Below are 17,215 nucleotides of genomic sequence, written 5' to 3' on the forward strand. Positions count from 1 at the left end.
CCCCTGGGTTGCCGTTTTGCTTTTACCTAACTATGTTTATTCTTCAATTCAAACCGCGGTGAGACCAGCCCGTACAGCGTCCAGCCCATAAAGGTCACCATCGCACCATAAAGCATCGCCTCCTGGCCGGATGAGTAGAGCGCATAGAAGCTGTAAATCGCCCCAATCAGCGCCACAATATTGGCCGCCCGTGCTTTACGGGGATCGACTTTCGCCACCTTCTGAATGATCACCAGCGCCGCCATCGACAGAATATATGGAATGATATTTGTCACCACCGCCAGGTTGACCAGCACGTTGAACTGGCTGTTCAGCGACGGGCTAATGGTCATCAGCGATAACCCGCTCTGGAAGATGACAATCGCCAGCATGCCCTGCACCGGCGCATCGGCTTTGGTCACCCGGGAGAAGATTTTCGGGAAGTAACCTTCGTCAGCCGAAGATTTAAACACCTGCGCGATGGTGAACTGCCAGCCGAGGAGTGAACCGCAACAGGACATGACCATCAGCCCCATGATCACTTTCCCGACTTCCGGGGTGAACATCTGCGCGAAGGCCAGCCCAAACGGCGCCGTGGAGTTAGCCAAATCCATGTTCGGTACGATACCGGCAATAACGTTAGTGGAGACGATATAGATCACCGCCGCGCCCAGCGTTCCGCCAAGAACGGCAATCGGGACGTTCTTTTCCGGGTTCTCTACCACTTCCGCGTTTGCGCAGGCGGATTCCAGACCGAGGAAGGCCCACAGCGTCATGGCGATAGAGGACCCCACAGCGGAAAAGAACGGCACATGGTGCGGGTTCCAGGAGTTCGCGTACAGGGTCGGACTGAACCAGAACCAGCCGATGATGCACAGCCCGACAACCGGGATAATCACGCCCCAGACGGTGATGCTACTTAACTGACCCGTGATGCGCGCGCCGCCAAAGTTGGCCACGGTGCAGATCCACAATACGCCGATGGTGGCCAAACCAATTTGCACCGGGCTGAGCGTGGCACCAAACAGCTCCGTACCGTAACCCACGGCGGAAATGGCAATCGCCACGTTGGCGATCAGCAGCGACACGCCATAGGTGTAGTTAGCCATAAAGTTGCCAGATTTGCCGAAGGCGTATTCGGCGTAGCCGCCCATCCCGCCTGACTTACGGCTGAACATTCCGCATTTGGCAAATGCCCATGCCAGCGCCATGGAGCCGACCGCGGTTACCAGCCAGGAGATAATCGAAATGGTACCCACCTCTGCAAGTTTGGTGGGCAGCATAATAATCCCTGACCCCATCATGTTAACCATGGTGAGGATGGTCAGCTGCACCACGCCCATCTTGTTGGACTTACTCATAATTTTTCTCCTTTCAGCAGCGCGGGCTGAGCGGCGGGTTGTTTGATGACGTTACAGCGAACCTGTTTGCGTCCGTCACACTCCTCGACGTACACACCCTGTAGTTCCGGTGCGAAGCCCGGTAAAAGGTTGATACCCTCTTCCAGCGCGGCAAAGTAGCGCAGGACGGAGCCTCCCCAGACTTCACCCGGAACCACGCACAGCACGCCTGGTGGGTAAGGCAGGGCGCCTTCGGCGGCAATGCGGCCTTCCGCATCACGCAGGGAGACCAGTTCAACCTCACCACGCAGATACGCATAGTTTGCGTCCTGCGGGTTCATCATCACGCGAGGGAAGTGAGACTTGCGGAACATCTCTTTTTGCAGCTGTTTCACGTTATGGCGGGCGTACAGTTCATGCATCTCCTGGCATATCTGGCGCAGGGTATAACCGGCGTAGCGTTCCGGGTATTGCTTACAGATAGACGGAAGCACCTCTTTTAATGGCGCATCGGTCTGAAGCAGTTTTTCGAAACGCACCAGCTGTGCCACCAACTGCTGCAGCTTGCCCATATCTTCTGCAGGGGTCAGCAGGAACAGGATCGAGTTGAGATCGCATTTCTCCGGCACGATGCTGTTTTCACGCAGGAAGTTAGCCAGGATGGTGGCGGGCACGCCGAAATCCTCATACTCGCCGGTACGGGCGTTGATGCCCGGCGTAGTCAACAGCAGTTTGCACGGGTCGATAAAGTATTGATGCTCGGCATACCCTTCAAAAGCGTGCCAGTTTTCCCCCGGCACAAAGTGGAAGAAGCGCAGGTCGGTGGCAATTTCAGCCGTGTCCCAGCTTTCCCACGGACGGCCATCTACCAGCTCCGGCACGAACGGGCGAATAAACTGGCAGTTCTCCAGGATCAGCTTGCGTGCTTCAATGCCGGTAACCACGCAGTCCATCCACATATTGCGGCCACTCTGCCCCTCGTGCATGCGGGCGTTGATATCCAGCGCGGCAAACAGGGGATAGAACGGGCTGGTGGAGGCGTGCATCATAAAGGCGTTATTCAGGCGCTTGTGCGGCACATAGCGCGGTTGGCCTTTAATATGGCGGTCTTTCTTGTGAATTTGCGAGGTCTGCGAAAAACCCGCCTGCTGTTTATGGACTGACTGGGTAACCAGGATCCCCGGATCGTTTTCGTTCAGCTCCAGCAGCAGCGGAGAGCAGTCGGCCATCATCGGAATAAATTGCTCGTAGCCCACCCAGGCAGAATCGAACAGGATGTAGTCGCACAGGTGACCAATTTTATCGACGACCTGGCGGGCGTTATAAATGGTGCCATCGTAGGTGCCCAGCTGGATCACCGCCAGACGGAACGGACGTTCGTCACGCGCACGACCCGGCGCCACTTCCGATACCAGCTCGCGCAGGTAGCTCTCCTCAAAGCAGTGGGCATCAATGCCACCAATAAAGCCGTACGGGTTGCGCGCCGTTTCCAGATAGACCGGCGTGGCACCCGCCTGAAGCAGGGCTCCGTGGTGGTTGGATTTATGGTTATTACGATCGAACAGCACCAGGTCGCCGGGGGTGAGCAGGGCGTTTAGCACCACTTTGTTAGATGATGAGGTACCGTTCAGCACAAAGTAGGTTTTATCCGCATTAAACACTTTCGCCGCGTGTTGCTGGGCAATGCACGGCGCGCCTTCATGAATCAGCAGATCCCCCATGGCCACGTCGGCGTTGCACAGATCGGAGCGGAAAAGCGTTTCGCCGAAGAAATCGACAAATTGATTACCGGCAGGATGACGGCGGAAAAATTGCCCACCCTGATGCCCCGGACAATCGAATGCGCTGTTGCCCTGATTCACGTAGTCGACCAGTGCGCGGAAAAACGGGGGGCGTAGCTGGGTTTCGTACTTCTGCGCGGCCGCTTCCAGTTGACGTCCGTAAAAGTCGTTACTGGTCTCTGAACACTCAAACACACCGTGGATGCGCGATAAATATTCAGCCGGAATGAACTCTTCTTTATGTGTCGCAATGAATACGGGAATACCAAACCCGGTAGCTTCTATTTCTTCCAGAGTGCCACTGGAAATATCGCTCACGGCCAGAACAATGGCGGCCACGTCAATATAATCAGAGGTGCTGACATCTACCAGTTCACGGTGAGTGGTAAAGCAATCAGGGCATGCACGGCTGGTTGCAATTTTTAAACTTTTCATCTTTCTCTCTTTATTTAAGGCAATATTCGTCCCTCGATTTCTCGCAAGAAAGAAATCGATAATGTCCGGAAAAAAAAGCAAAGTGTGGCCGCTGATAAAAAATCAGTAAGTTGCTTTTTAATGAATGAGATTCAGTCCGCCCGGCTGCGGATAAGTCTGAATTAAATTGAATGAACGCACGCCTTCACAGGCAACGGCCTGTAAAATAGAGTTTTTTCAGGTTAACCTGCAAGCGGGTGCGCCAGAAGTCGAAGGACTACCGGGCATTAAAGAGATGGAAGTCAAAGCAGTTTCGGTGGGCAAACATCATGATATGTGTTGTCCGCCTTATATGGGGCATCAAGCGATTATTGTTTTCCATGTTTCATTTTCCTTTCAGTAATTGAAAGCATGGTCATTTTATCCAGGAAAAAGCGATTAACTGTGAATCAGATCACCCTTAACCGATCAAATAAGAAATAATTATTCGTTTTAGATGAATATCGCAGATCAAAACACTGGTTTGTTGATGGTGCGTTAACGGATTGTGTTGTTTCTGTTTTGAATGAGCGAAAATAAGCCAAAATTATCGCTTATGGCTTATTTAAACGGAATTATGTGGGTGGGTTTGTTTTTATTGGAAATAAAATTGAATAGTTATTCAAAGCATAAACCGATAACCGATACCGGTTTCAGTTAATAAATGGCGAGGACGTGCGGGGTCGGTTTCAAGTTTCTGGCGCAGGTGGCCCATATATATGCGTAAATAGTGACTATGTTCCACGGCGTTGGGTCCCCACACCTGAGCCAGCAGCTGACGTTGGGTCAGCACCTTACCGTGGTTGTTGAGCAAAACCGCAAGCAGGCGGAACTCTATCGGCGTGAGATGGATCTCCTCTTCACCGCGCACAATACGTCGCGAAGCGAGATCGACCTGCACATCACCGAAAGTGTACGTCGGGTCGGCAGGCGTGGCGGCACCGTGGCGACGCAGCGCCACACGAAGGCGAGCCTGTAACTCACCAATCCCAAAAGGTTTAATAAGATAGTCGTCCGCCCCGGCATCCAGCGCGGCGATTTTATCCGACTCTTCGGTGCGTGCGGAGAGCACCAGAATGGGCATCTGGCTCCACTGGCGCACCTCGCGAATAAAATCGATACCGTCGCCATCCGGCAAACCGAGATCGAGGATCACCAGGTCCGGCTTGCGGGTAGCGGCTTCAATCAACCCGCGCTGGAGCGTACCGGCATCATGAACGCGCAGACCGTCACCTTCCAGCGCAGCGCGCAGAAACCGGCTAATGGCGAGTTCATCTTCTACAATCAGGACGTTGATCACAAATCCTCTGGTAATTCATCAAGTTCTGGCGGGGTGTCCAGAGGAAGTGTAACACAAAAACGTGCGCCTCCTTCCGGGCGGTTCTCCGCCGAAATGGTGCCGCCATGGACGTCAATAATGGCCTGGCAGATCGCCAGACCCAGCCCAACCCCCGGAATGGCAGACTCTTTATTGCCCCGTGAGAATTTTTCGAATATCGCTTTTTCCTGCCCGGCAGGAATACCGGGCCCGGTGTCCCAGACGTCGAGCCGCAGGGTGTGATCTTCCACCGAAGCATTCACCCCAATTTGCGCGTGTGCTCCGGCATATTTACCCGCATTTTCCAGCAGATTAATTAACACCCGCTCAAACAGCGGACCATCAACGTGAATTAATGTCAGGGGATCGGGCATGTTCAGGGCGATATGCCGTCCGCCGAGACCGGGCTCCAGCATTTTCAGCGCGCTTCCTACCACTTCCTCAAGCGTGAGCCACTCTTTTTTGAGGTTGAACCCGCCAGACTGTATCCGCGCCATATCGAGCAGGTTATTCACCAGCCGCGTGGTGTTCAGCACGTGCTGGCGGATCTCGCTGGCCTGCAGGGCGTGTTTTGAACCTTCCGCCGCCAGATCCAGGGTCAGAATTTCCGACTGGCCAAACAGCACGGTGAGAGGCGTGCGAAGATCGTGTGAGAGCGCCGCCAGCAGCGAGTTGCGAATGCTTTCGCGCTCGCTTGCCAGCCGGGCCTGTTCTTCGCTGGCCGTCAGCGCCAGCCGCTCCAGGGCGCTGGCAACCAGCAACGTAAAGGTCTCGAGCAGCCTCTGCTGCTCGGGGATCATCAGCTGGCGCAGATTAGAAGGCTCGACGATGACCAGCCCCTGATTTTTATCCGCGCTGCGCAGTGGCAGGATCTGATACGGCACGCCGGGGAGGGTGTCTGTTCCTGCGCCTGCCGGTAACCCTTTATCGAAGCTCCAGCGTGCAATGGCCTCATCCCACGGCGTCATGCCCGTGGCCGACGTCAGCGGGCGCAGCTTACCGTGCTCATCCGGGAGTAAAATCAGGTTGCTGGCGTTAAATGTCGAGCGGATAAACTGCTCGCTGGTCTGGACGATATCCAGCGGCGTGCGGCCTACCGCCAGCGATTTAGACATCTCGTATAAATGTCGGGTGCGCTGTTCGCGATAGCGGGCGATACGCGCCTGATAGCGAACGCCTGCCGTCAGATTCCCGATCACCAGCCCGACGGTGAGCATGACGGCAAACGTGAGGACATACTGTACATCCGAGACGGCAAGCGTTCCGCGCGGGTCGATAAAGAAGAGATCGAAGCTGATGACGTTAATCACCGTTGCCAGGACTGACGGCCAGCGCCCGTAAAAGAGCGCCACCACCACCACGCCGAGCAGGTAGATCATCACCAGGTTGGCGGCATCAAACGCAATCAGCCACTGGCTGGCAATAAAGGTAATCAGGGCGCAAAGCACGACGGCGATAAGGCAACCGCGAAGCTGGATGCGCCATTTATCGGTGAACGTGCGGCTGTCTGGCGCACGGTTGGGTAACGGCGTGGGTTTGTCGTCCAGCGCCACGACCACCAGATCCAGGTCGGGTGCACGCCGGGCCAGCTTGTCGGCAAACGATTCGCGGCTAAACCAGCGCCGGTGCTGGCGACGGCCAATGACAATTTTGCCCAGGTTGTGCTCACGCGCGTAGCGCAGAATGGCTTTATCTTCCTGCGGATCGGAGAGGGTCGCGGTTTCCGCCCCCAGCTCCTGGGCCAGGCGCAGCGAACTCAGGATCGCGCGACGCTGGTTTTCTGGCAGGGCGTGAAGCTGCGGCGTTTCGACATACACCGCGTGCCAGACGCTGCCAAATTTCGCAGCCAGCCGGGCGGCGGTACGGACAAGCTTTTCATTGCCGCTACCGTGACCAATGCACAGCAGGATGGCATCCCGCGTATGCCAGACGCGTTCCTGTCCTTGCAGATCGCGCCAGGCACGCATCTGGTCATCCACGCGATCGGCGGTGCGGCGCAGGGCCAGTTCGCGCAGGGCAATCAGGTTGCCTTTACGAAAGAAGTGTTCGATAGCGCGTTCGGCCTGGCCTGCAATATAGACTTTCCCTTCATGCAGGCGCTGGCGCAGATCGTCTGGCGGCAGATCCACCAGCACCACTTCATCAGCGGAGTCAAAGAACGGATCCGGCACCGTTTCGCGCACCTGAATGCCGGTCACGCCGCTGACCACGTCGTTCAGGCTTTCAAGATGCTGAACATTCACCGTGGTGAAGACGTCAATCCCGGCTTCAAGTAACTCTTCTACGTCCTGCCAGCGTTTGGGGTGGCGCGAGCCTGGCGCATTGCTGTGCGCCAGTTCGTCCATCAGAATAAGGGCGGGGCGGCGGGCGAGGGCGGCGTCGAGATCAAACTCCGTCACCAGCCTGCCACGATGGCTGATACGGCGAGGAGGCTGCGTGGCCAGCCCCTTTAACAACGCCGCGGTCTCTTTACGGCCATGGGTTTCCACCACGCCGATCAGAATATCGAGCCCCTGAGCCCGAAGCCGCTGAGCTTCTGTCAGCATGGCGAAGGTTTTCCCGACGCCCGCGCACGCGCCGAAGAAAATTTTCAGCTTGCCGCGATGGGCTTCAGCTGTCTGTTCGAGCAGCCTGTCAGGATCCGGGCGCAAGGGCTCGTCGGTCATTTAGTTATTCCTTAGCGCGTCCAGCGCCAGATTCAGCTCAACAATATTTACTACCGGCATGCCAATGAAACTGACCAGCGGCTTTTGCGTGTGCGCTGCCACCAGCTGGCTGACCTGCTCGACGCTCAGATGACGGGCAGCGGCGACGCGCGGTATCTGCCAGGCCACCGCTTCAGGCGTCAGGCTGTAGTCCAGCCCACTGGCGGAGGCGGTCACCATTTCCACTGGAATCTCCCGGCTGGCCTGCGGGTTGGCGCTGCGCAGGGCCGCCACACGCTCAGCGATGGCTTTATCCAGTTCAGGATTACTGCCCGCCAGGTTGCTCCCGCCGGATGCCATCGGATTATACGGGCTATCGGCGGTAGCGGAAGGGCGTCCCTGAAAGTACCGGGCATCCGTAAAGTTTTGACCAATCAGGCGGGAGCCGCGGTTTTCACCCTGCTGTATGATCAGCGAGCCATTGGCCTGATCCTTGAACCACCACTGGCCCAACGCGGTGGTCAGCAGCGGGTAAAGCCCACCGGTAATGAGAGACAGCAGAATAAACAGAAGTATAGCGGGACGTAACATCGTCATTTGATTCACCTTTTAAACCAGCCCGAACAGCGTTAACAGCAGGTCGATAGCTTTAATCCCGATAAAGGGCACCAGCAGCCCGCCCAGCCCGTAAATCCACAGGTTACGGCGCAGCATGGCAGCAGCCGTCAGCGGTTTATAGCTCACCCCTTTCAGCGCCAGCGGGATCAGGAAGACAATAATCAGGGCGTTGAAAATCACCGCACTGAGAATGGCCGAAGACGGGGAGTGCAGATGCATCACGTTCAGCGCGTTTAGCTGCGGATAGGTGGCCGCGAACGCCGCGGGAATAATGGCGAAATACTTCGCCACGTCATTGGCGATACTGAACGTGGTTAATGACCCGCGCGTCATCAGCATCTGTTTACCGATATGCACCACTTCAATCAGCTTGGTCGGGTTAGAGTCAAGGTCGACCATGTTGCCCGCCTCTTTTGCTGCCTGGGTACCGGAGTTCATCGCCACCGCCACGTCGGCCTGTGCGAGGGCAGGGGCGTCGTTGGTGCCGTCACCGGTCATCGCGACCAGACGACCTTCCGCCTGGTACTGACGGATCAACGCCAGCTTGGCTTCCGGTGTGGCTTCCGAGAGGAAATCATCCACGCCCGCTTCTGCGGCAATCGCGGCGGCAGTCAGCCGGTTATCCCCGGTGATCATCACCGTTTTAATCCCCATTTTACGCAACTGGGCGAAACGCTCTTTAATGCCGCCTTTGACGATGTCCTTCAGCGCAATCACCCCCAGCACATTCGCCCCTTCGGCTACGACCAGCGGTGTGGCCCCCTGGCGGGCAACGCTCTCAACCAGATTGTCCACTTCCGGTGGAAAATGGCCGTTGTTGGCTTCAATGTGGCGACGAATGGCATCAACGGAACCTTTGCGGATCATGCGCTCCTGAATGTTGATACCGCTCATTCGGGTTTGTGCCGTAAAGGGGACAAAAGTGGCGTGCAGGCTCTGCACATCACGCTGGCGCAGATTAAAGCGCTGTTTCGCCAGAATAACGATGCTGCGGCCTTCCGGCGTTTCATCGGCAAGAGACGAGAGCTGGGCGGCATCGGCCAGCGTTTTTTCATCCACGCCCGGGGCAGGTAAAAACTCGGAGGCCTGGCGGTTGCCGAGGGTGATGGTCCCGGTTTTATCCAGCAGCAGCACATCCACGTCACCGGCGGCCTCTACGGCGCGTCCGCTGGTGGCGATAACGTTCGCGCCCAGCATGCGGCTCATACCCGCCACACCAATAGCGGAGAGCAGGCCGCCGATGGTGGTTGGGATCAGGCAGACCAGCAGCGCCACCAGCACGGTGATGCTGACCGCGGTGCCCGCGTAGCTGGAGAAGGGCCACAGCGTGGCGGTAGCCAACAGGAAGACGATGGTCAGCGCCACCAGCAGAATGGTGAGGGCAATTTCGTTGGGTGTTTTACGACGCTGCGCGCCCTCAACCATGGCGATCATCCGGTCGAGGAAGGTTTCGCCTGGGTTGACGCTGCACTGGATCACCAGCCAGTCGGAGAGAATACGCGTCCCGCCCGTGACCGAGGCGAAGTCACCGCCAGATTCACGAATGACCGGCGCGGATTCCCCGGTAATGGCGCTCTCGTCTACCGAGGCGCCCCCTTCAATGACTTCGCCATCACAGGGGATGATGTCACCGGCTTCCACCAGCACCACATCGCCTTTACGCAGCTCATCTGCCGGCACGTGGTCCATCTGCGCGCCGTATTTTGGCTCACGTAATTTACGTGCGAAGGCGGTCTTTTTTACCCCTTTCAGGCTGTTGGCCTGCGCTTTACTGCGGCCTTCCGCCAGCGCCTCGGCAAAGTTGGCAAACAGCACGGTAAACCACAGCCACAGGCTGATGGCTCCGGTGAACATCGCGTTGCCCGGGAGGTGACCCGTTCCCATGGCAATCGCCAGGACGGTAGTCAGCACGCTGCCTGCCCAGACGATAAACATCACCGGGTTGTGCCACTGTACGCGCGGGCTCAGCTTTTTCACCGCATCCATGAGGGCCTGTCGAACTAACGACGGTTCGAACAGGGCCAGTTGTTTACGACTCATGACAATTCTCCGCAAAATCAGCGTAAAGAGAGGGTTTCCGCGACCGGGCCTAACGCGAGGGCGGGGATAAAGGTCAGGGCGCCTACCAGCAACACGGTGCCGGTCAGCAGGCCAATAAACAGCGCACCGTGTGTCGGTAATGTGCCGGTGGTGGTTGGTTGGATTTTTTTATTCACCAGCGATCCGGCGATGGCCATCACCGGCACAATCACGCCGAAGCGGCCGACAAACATGCAGAATGCCAGCAGACAGTTCCAGAAAGGCGAGTTGGAACTTAAGCCTGCAAAGGCGCTGCCGTTGTTGTTCGCCGCAGACGAGACGGCGTAGAGCACTTCACTAAAGCCATGGATACCCGGGTTAAAGATGCCGCTGCGCCCGGCTTCGGTCATCAGTGCCAGCGCGGTGCCGAGCAGCACGAGGGCAGGCGTGACCAGAATGGCCAGCGCGGTTAATTTCATTTCCCGGACGTCGATTTTTTTGCCCAGGTATTCCGGCGTACGGCCAATCATCAGACCGGCAATAAACACCGCCAGCAGCACAAACAGCAGCATGCCGTAAAGACCAGAGCCCACGCCGCCAAACACCACTTCGCCAATCTGCATCAGCCACATTGGGATCATGCCACCCAGCGCCGTAAAGGAGTCATGCATGGCGTTAACCGCCCCGCACGAGGCTGCGGTGGTAACCACGGCAAACAAACTGCTGGACAGGATGCCAAAGCGACTCTCTTTCCCTTCCATGTTGATCGCGCTGTCAGCGCCCAGCGTCAGGAAATGCGGATTACCTTTCCATTCCGCCCACATCACCAGCGCGACGCAGACCACGAAGATCAGAGACATGGTCCACAGAAGGGTGCGTCCCTGACGGCGGTCGTTGACCACATCGCCAAAGGCAAAACAGAGCGCGGCGGGGATCAGGAAGATCGCCAGCATTTCGACAAAGTTGGTCAGCGCTGTTGGGTTTTCAAACGGATGCGACGAGTTGGCGTTGAAGAAGCCACCGCCGTTAGTCCCGAGCATCTTAATGGCTTCCTGCGAGGCCACCGGCCCCATCGGCAAAAGCTGTTTTGCCCCTTCCAGAGAGGTATACGGCGCGTAAGGCAGCAGGTTTTGCAGGGTACCTTGCTGAATAAAGAACAGCGCGATAATGAGGGCAACAGGGAGCAGTATCCACAGCGTGATGCGTGTCAGATCGACCCATGCGTTGCCCAGCGTGCTGATATTTTGACGCGCAAAGGCACGCGTGAGCGCGAAGATCACCGCAATACCGGTGGCAGCAGAGAGGAAGTTTTGCACGGTTAACCCGGCCATCTGGCTAAAGTAGCTCAGCGTGGTTTCCCCGGCATAGGGCTGCCAGTTGGTGTTAGTGACAAAGCTGACTGCCGTGTTCAGCGCCAGATGCCAGGACAGACCCGGCAACTGCTGTGGATTGAGCGGTAAGCTCCCCTGCAGCATCAGCATGCTGAAGAGGACGATGAGGCCGACAATATTCAGTAGCAGGATCGCCATCAGATACTGGCGCCAGTTCATTTCCCCCTCCCGAATGCCCAGAACGCGCCAGATCCCTTTTTCTACGCGACCTGCCACCGGCAGCGCCACGTTGTTAATCATCCTTGCCAGCACTGTTCCCAGCGGTCTTGCCAGCAGGAACAACACCCCTAAAAAACTGGCAATAAGCAAAAACGCCTGAGCAGCCATCAGAATGCCTCCGCATTAATCAGGGCATAAACCAGATAGCCCAATAACAGGAACACCAGCACGATGCCAGCAATAAGGCCTGCACTCACAATCCACCTCCGGGTGACATTTGTATTTGTGCTAACGGTAGGATTTATGGCGCAAAGATTTCGCAAAAATCAGGACGAGGGGTGTAAAAAAAGTATAAAAATGGCAAAGCCCACAATTTAACTATTGATAAGTAAATCGTTAACTTTTTTGTAACTTAATTACGGTGTGAATGTAAATTTTGGCTAAACGGCTAAAAATAAGTGGTCGGATGAGTAGTAAAATTACAAACAAAGCGATATTATTTTAGCCAGGTCACAGTTTTTGAATTTTCCGGAGTCAGTTTCCGGCCAACTACAGGGGAGAAAAATATGGATCTTTATAAAGAGTATCCGGCTCATATCGTGTTCATGCGTCGCGCTTTCGCCGTAGTGGCTGGCGTGCTGGCCCTGCCGGTGATGTTGTTCTGGAAAGATCGCGCACGTTTTTACAGCTATCTGCACCGCGTCTGGGCAAAAACCAGCGAGAAGCCGGTATGGATGGATCAGGCCGAAAAAGCGACCTGTGATTTCTACTAATAAAAAGACTACACACAGCAATAAACAAACCGCCTACAGCAATGTGGCGGTTTTTTTTGTCCCTCCGGATTCGCGGTTCGTTGGGTGGTTTTCAGGCATATCTTCTTATTCTGAGTCATCAACAGCCACTACCTTATTTCATCCTGTCTACACTTCATGGCAAAGTAGTTCAATGCGTGCCTTTTTCGTTTTACGGCATGCCCTTACGGACATAATGGACAATTGCCTGGAGTTTTATGCCCACCCATCTGGTTTGGTTTCGCGCGGATCTGCGCCTGCATGACAACATCGCCCTGGCGGCAGCCTGTCGCTCTGAACACGCCCGCGTGCTGGCACTGTTTATCGCTACTCCCGGACAGTGGCAGCAGCATGATATGGCCCCCCGACAAGCCGCTTATCTCTGTTCGCATCTGAATGCCCTGCAACGTTCGCTGGCGGAAAAAGGCATTCCGTTGATTTACAAAGAGGTCAGCGATTTTACCGCTCAGCTCAGCGCGGTACAGGAGGTGTGTCAGCAGAACGACGTTACGCATCTTTTTTACAACTACCAGTACGAATTCAATGAACAGCAGCGCGATCGCGAGCTTGAGCGCATCCTCGGGAATGTAGAGTGTCAGGGATTTGATGACAGCGTCATGCTGGCGCCGGGCAGCGTGATGACCGGCAGTCGCGAGATGTATAAGGTCTTTACGCCGTTTAAAAATGCATTTATCAAACGGCTGAAAGAGGCGTTGCCGGAGTGTGTTGCCGCGCCGTCTGCGCGAGGGGAGTGTGTAAACGACCTGCCTGAACTGACGTTTGACTATCCGCAACAGGCGTATGACCACTCTTTATTCCCGGCTGATGAAAAAGCGGCAATCGCGCAGCTGCGCCAGTTCTGCAAAACGGGGGCGGCCGCTTACGAGGCACGCCGGGATTTCCCCGCCATTGAAGGTACCAGCCGGTTGTCGGCCTGTTTAGCGCTGGGCGTGCTTTCTCCGCGCCAGTGTTTACACCGTCTTCTGGCAGAGCAGCCCCAGGCGCTGGAGGGGGGCGCTGGCTCGGTATGGCTTAACGAGCTTATCTGGCGCGAATTCTACCGTCATCTGATGACGTATCACCCTGAATTATGTAAACATCGTCCTTTCATTCGCTGGACCGAAAATGTGCAGTGGCAGCAAAACGAGATGCTGCTGCAGGCCTGGCAAAAGGGTGAAACCGGCTACCCGATTGTGGACGCCGCGATGCGCCAGCTGAATGAAACCGGATGGATGCACAACCGCCTGCGGATGATTACCGCCAGCTTCCTGGTGAAAGATCTGCTTATCGACTGGCGTGTCGGGGAGCGGTATTTTATTTCTCAGCTGATCGATGGCGATCTCGCGGCGAATAACGGCGGCTGGCAATGGGCGGCCTCGACCGGAACCGATGCGGCACCTTACTTCCGGATTTTTAATCCCACCACGCAGGGACAAAAATTTGATGCGGACGGGACGTTTATCCGCCACTGGTTGCCTGCGCTGAAAGCGGTTCCCGCTAAGGCGATCCACGACCCGTGGGCATGGGCGGACAAACAGGGCGTAACGCTCGATTATCCTCGTCCGATTGTTGAACATAAACAGGCGCGCGTCGCCACGCTGGCGGCGTACGAAGCGGCCCGCAAAGCGTAAGAGAGTCATGATGAAAAATACCGAACTGGAAAGTCTGATCAACGAAAAACTGAACAGCAGTGCCTTCAGCGACTACGGCCCGAACGGGTTACAGGTTGAAGGGCGCGACACGGTGCAAAAAATTATCACCGGTGTGACCGCCAGTCAGGCGTTGCTGGATGAAGCCGTGCGTCAGGAGGCCGATGCGGTCATCGTCCATCACGGCTATTTCTGGAAGAACGAATCACCGATCGTTCGCGGCATGAAGCGCAACCGTCTGAAAACGTTGCTGGCAAATGATATCAACCTCTATGGCTATCACCTGCCGCTGGACGCTCATCCCGAGCTTGGCAACAACGTCCAGCTCGCGCAGCTGTTAGGGATCACCGTGATGGGTGAAATTGAGCCGCTGGTACCGTGGGGCGAGCTGTCGATGCCGGTACCGGGTCTTGAGCTGGCCTCCTGGATTGAAGCTCGTCTGGGCCGCCGTCCGCTGTGGAGCGGCGATACCGGCCCGGATACGGTGAAGCGTGTCGCCTGGTGCACCGGTGGCGGTCAGGGCTTTATCGACAGCGCCGCGCGTTTTGGTGTTGATGCCTTTATTACCGGGGAAGTCTCAGAGCAGACCATCCATTCAGCCCGTGAACAGGGGCTGCATTTTTACGCGGCAGGTCACCACGCCACCGAGCGCGGCGGCATTCGCGCCCTGAGCGAATGGCTGACCGAAAATACCGATCTGGATGTCACCTTTATTGATATCCCTAACCCGGCCTGATGAGAGGTACCTGAGTGCAGCGAGCGCGTTGTTATCTTCTGGGGGAAACGGCGGTGGTGCTGGAGCTGGAGCCGCCCGTCACCCTTGCTACCCAAAAGCGTATCTGGCGGTTAACGCAGCGTCTGGTGGATGTGCCGGAGGTGGTTGAAGCGATCCCGGGGATGAATAACATCACCGTGGTGCTGCGTAATCCGCATACGCTGGCACTGGATGCCATTGAACGTTTACAGCGCTGGTGGGAGGAGAGCGAAGCGCTGGAGCCGGAATCCCGCACGATTGAGATCCCGGTGGTGTATGGGGGCACAGGGGGACCCGATCTTGGCGTGGTGGCTGAACACAGTGGGCTAACCGAAAAACAGGTCGTTGAGCTGCACGCCTCTGTTGATTATGTGGTCTGGTTTTTGGGATTCCAGCCGGGCTTCCCGTATCTGGGCGGACTCCCTTCGGCACTGCATACGCCACGTCGCGCTGAGCCGCGTCTGAGCGTGCCGGCGGGTACCGTTGCGATTGGCGGCGAACAGACGGGCATTTATCCGCTGACGTCGCCGGGGGGCTGGCAGCTCATCGGACACACGTCGATGCCGTTATTTGAGCCGGACCTGGATTCGCCGGTCCTCCTGCGTCCTGGCGACACCCTTCGCTTTATCCCGCAGAAGGAGGGGGTATGTTAACGCTTATTCGCGCCGGGCTTTACACCTCTGTTCAGGATGCGGGTCGCTTTGGCATGCGCCAGTCTGGCGTGAGCTATTGTGGCGCGCTGGACAGACCAGCACTGGAGATTGCCAACGTGCTGGTGGGCAATCCCGGCAATACGGCTGCGCTCGAAATTACGCTGGGGCAGTGTGTCATTGAATTTAGTCAGGAGACCTGGTTTGCGTTAACCGGCGCCGGGTGCGATGCCACGCTTGATGGCAAAGCGGTCTGGACCGGCTGGCGGCTGCGGGCAAAAGCCGGACAGCGTTTAACGCTTAAGCGTCCTCAGCATGGGGTTCGCAGTTATCTTGCCGTTGCCGGTGGGATTGACGTGCCGGAGGTGCTGGGCTCATCCAGTACCGATCAGAAAGCCGGAATTGGCGGCCACGAAGGACGTTTGTTGCGCGATGGCGATCGTCTGGCGATAAAACCGTCAACGCGGCACTTTTCAACCGCGCAGGGTGTAAAACAGCTCCTGTGGGGAAACCAGATCCGCGCCCTGCCGGGGCCGGAGTATCAGGAATTTGATGAGGTGTCTCAGGAGTCTTTCTGGCGCTCGCCTTGGAAGATTAGCCCGCAGAGTAACCGCATGGGGTATCGTCTTCAGGGGCAGCCGCTGACCCGTACGACGGACCGCGAGCTGCTTTCACACGGTCTGTTGCCCGGCGTCATTCAGGTACCGGGTAACGGTCAACCGATTGTGTTGATGAACGATGCACAGACCACGGGCGGTTACCCGCGCATCGCCTGCATTATTGAGGCCGATCGCTACCATCTGGCGCAAATCCCTCTCGGACAGCCGATTCACTTCGTGCAATGCTCCCTGGAGGAGGCGCTGAAGGCGCGGCAGGACCAGCAGCGTTATCTGGAACAACTGGCGTGGAGGCTTGATGGTAAAGATTGATTTAAACGCCGATCTGGGCGAGGGCGGCAGCGCCGACGCTGAACTGATGACCCTGGTCACCTCGGTGAATATCGCCTGCGGTTTTCACGCGGGTGATGCCCAAACGATGCTGGCGAGCGTGCGCAATGCCATCAAAAATGGTGTTGCGATAGGGGCGCATCCGAGCTTCCCTGACCGGGAGAATTTTGGCCGCACGGCGATGGATCTCCCGCCCGAGACGGTCTACGCCCAGACGCTTTACCAGATTGGCGCGCTCGAGGCGATTGTGCGTTCGCAGCAGGGCGCGCTGCGCCACGTGAAGCCGCACGGCATGCTCTATAATCAGGCGGCGAACGACCCCGCGCTGGCAGAGGCCATCGCCCGGGCGGTGTTCGATTGCAACCCACAACTGATCCTGGTTGGCCTGGCGGGGAGCGAGCTGATTCGCGCCGGTCAGCGTCTGGGGTTAACCACCCGCCAGGAAGTGTTTGCCGACCGAGGCTATCAGCCCGACGGAACCCTGGTTCCCCGTTCCCGGCCCAACGCGCTGATCACCGATGAGTCTCTGGCGCTGGCGCAGACCCTTCAGATGGTGCGCGAGGGAACAGTAACAACGGTCGAAGGTACAACGGCCAGCGTTCAGGCTGACACAGTATGCTTACACGGTGATGGCGAGCACGCGCTGCAGTTTGCCCGCCGCTTACGGGCGGCGTTTGCAGAGCAGGGGATCCTCGTCAGCGCCTGAAAATCATAAGGATAA

The 17,215-nt window shown here is 56.9% G+C and carries 15 protein-coding genes; 6 read left to right on the plus strand and 9 right to left on the minus strand.

Annotated features, from left to right (window positions below):
• Window positions 1-26: 26 nt before the first annotated feature.
• The 9 genes from potE to kdpF all read right to left on the minus strand — a co-directional run bounded on the left by potE (window position 27) and on the right by kdpF (window position 11,960).
• Entirely contained in the window at window positions 27-1,340 is a 1,314-nt protein-coding gene (potE, locus tag VF709_RS08520; RefSeq protein WP_013097559.1) for a putrescine-ornithine antiporter, read from the minus strand.
• Window positions 1,337-3,535, minus strand: a complete 2,199-nt coding sequence (speF, locus tag VF709_RS08525; RefSeq protein WP_013097558.1) for an ornithine decarboxylase SpeF — start codon at window positions 3,533-3,535, stop codon at window positions 1,337-1,339. The genes potE and speF overlap by 4 nt, the downstream gene beginning before the upstream one ends.
• A 256-nt stretch (window positions 3,536-3,791) precedes the next feature.
• Window positions 3,792-3,896, minus strand: a complete 105-nt coding sequence (gene speFL / locus VF709_RS08530; RefSeq protein WP_003858645.1) for a leader peptide SpeFL — start codon at window positions 3,894-3,896, stop codon at window positions 3,792-3,794.
• A gap of 279 nt (window positions 3,897-4,175) precedes the next feature.
• Window positions 4,176-4,853, minus strand: a complete 678-nt coding sequence (gene kdpE / locus VF709_RS08535; protein ID WP_040020625.1) for a two-component system response regulator KdpE — start codon at window positions 4,851-4,853, stop codon at window positions 4,176-4,178.
• Entirely contained in the window at window positions 4,850-7,537 is a 2,688-nt protein-coding gene (kdpD, locus tag VF709_RS08540) for a two-component system sensor histidine kinase KdpD (protein ID WP_013097556.1), read from the minus strand. Before kdpD ends, kdpE begins: the two co-directional genes overlap by 4 nt.
• Entirely contained in the window at window positions 7,538-8,113 is a 576-nt protein-coding gene (gene kdpC / locus VF709_RS08545; RefSeq protein WP_040020627.1) for a potassium-transporting ATPase subunit KdpC, read from the minus strand. It lies immediately after the preceding gene.
• 12 nt (window positions 8,114-8,125) lie between these two features.
• Window positions 8,126-10,174 carry a potassium-transporting ATPase subunit KdpB gene (kdpB, locus tag VF709_RS08550; protein ID WP_029883015.1) on the minus strand — a complete coding sequence of 683 codons (2,049 nt, stop codon included), beginning with the start codon at window positions 10,172-10,174 and terminating at the stop codon, window positions 8,126-8,128.
• A 17-nt stretch (window positions 10,175-10,191) separates the two neighbouring features.
• Window positions 10,192-11,871 (minus strand): potassium-transporting ATPase subunit KdpA, encoded by a 1,680-nt coding sequence (gene kdpA, locus VF709_RS08555; protein ID WP_440231281.1) that lies wholly within the window; start codon window positions 11,869-11,871, stop codon window positions 10,192-10,194.
• Window positions 11,871-11,960 carry a K(+)-transporting ATPase subunit F gene (kdpF, locus tag VF709_RS08560; RefSeq protein WP_014069365.1) on the minus strand — a complete coding sequence of 30 codons (90 nt, stop codon included), beginning with the start codon at window positions 11,958-11,960 and terminating at the stop codon, window positions 11,871-11,873. The genes kdpA and kdpF overlap by 1 nt, the downstream gene beginning before the upstream one ends.
• 309 nt (window positions 11,961-12,269) lie before the next feature.
• On the opposite strand from kdpF, the gene VF709_RS08565 reads away from it, so the two are divergent.
• The 6 genes from VF709_RS08565 to pxpA all read left to right on the plus strand — a co-directional run bounded on the left by VF709_RS08565 (window position 12,270) and on the right by pxpA (window position 17,200).
• The gene (locus VF709_RS08565; RefSeq protein ID WP_013097552.1) at window positions 12,270-12,476 is read left to right on the plus strand and encodes a YbfA family protein; all 207 of its coding nucleotides are present in this window, start codon (window positions 12,270-12,272) and stop codon (window positions 12,474-12,476) included.
• Between the two features lie 236 nt (window positions 12,477-12,712).
• The gene (phrB, locus tag VF709_RS08570) at window positions 12,713-14,125 is read left to right on the plus strand and encodes a deoxyribodipyrimidine photo-lyase (protein WP_040020631.1); all 1,413 of its coding nucleotides are present in this window, start codon (window positions 12,713-12,715) and stop codon (window positions 14,123-14,125) included.
• A 10-nt stretch (window positions 14,126-14,135) separates the two neighbouring features.
• A complete protein-coding gene (locus VF709_RS08575; protein WP_023621132.1) occupies window positions 14,136-14,879 on the plus strand; it encodes a type 2 GTP cyclohydrolase I in 744 nt (247 codons plus the stop codon).
• A 14-nt stretch (window positions 14,880-14,893) separates the two neighbouring features.
• Window positions 14,894-15,550: a 5-oxoprolinase subunit PxpB gene (gene pxpB / locus VF709_RS08580; RefSeq protein ID WP_040020633.1), complete on the plus strand. Its 657-nt coding sequence runs from the start codon at window positions 14,894-14,896 to the stop codon at window positions 15,548-15,550.
• Window positions 15,544-16,476, plus strand: a complete 933-nt coding sequence (gene pxpC, locus VF709_RS08585) for a 5-oxoprolinase subunit PxpC (RefSeq protein WP_013097548.1) — start codon at window positions 15,544-15,546, stop codon at window positions 16,474-16,476. Before pxpB ends, pxpC begins: the two co-directional genes overlap by 7 nt.
• On the plus strand, window positions 16,463-17,200 hold the full coding sequence (pxpA, locus tag VF709_RS08590; protein ID WP_020684961.1) for a 5-oxoprolinase subunit PxpA: 738 nt from the start codon (window positions 16,463-16,465) through the stop codon (window positions 17,198-17,200). Before pxpC ends, pxpA begins: the two co-directional genes overlap by 14 nt.
• Window positions 17,201-17,215 lie beyond the last annotated feature (15 nt).

Source organism: Enterobacter sp. Lyrl_3, from assembly GCF_051948675.1.
Lineage (GTDB): Bacteria > Pseudomonadota > Gammaproteobacteria > Enterobacterales > Enterobacteriaceae > Enterobacter > Enterobacter cloacae.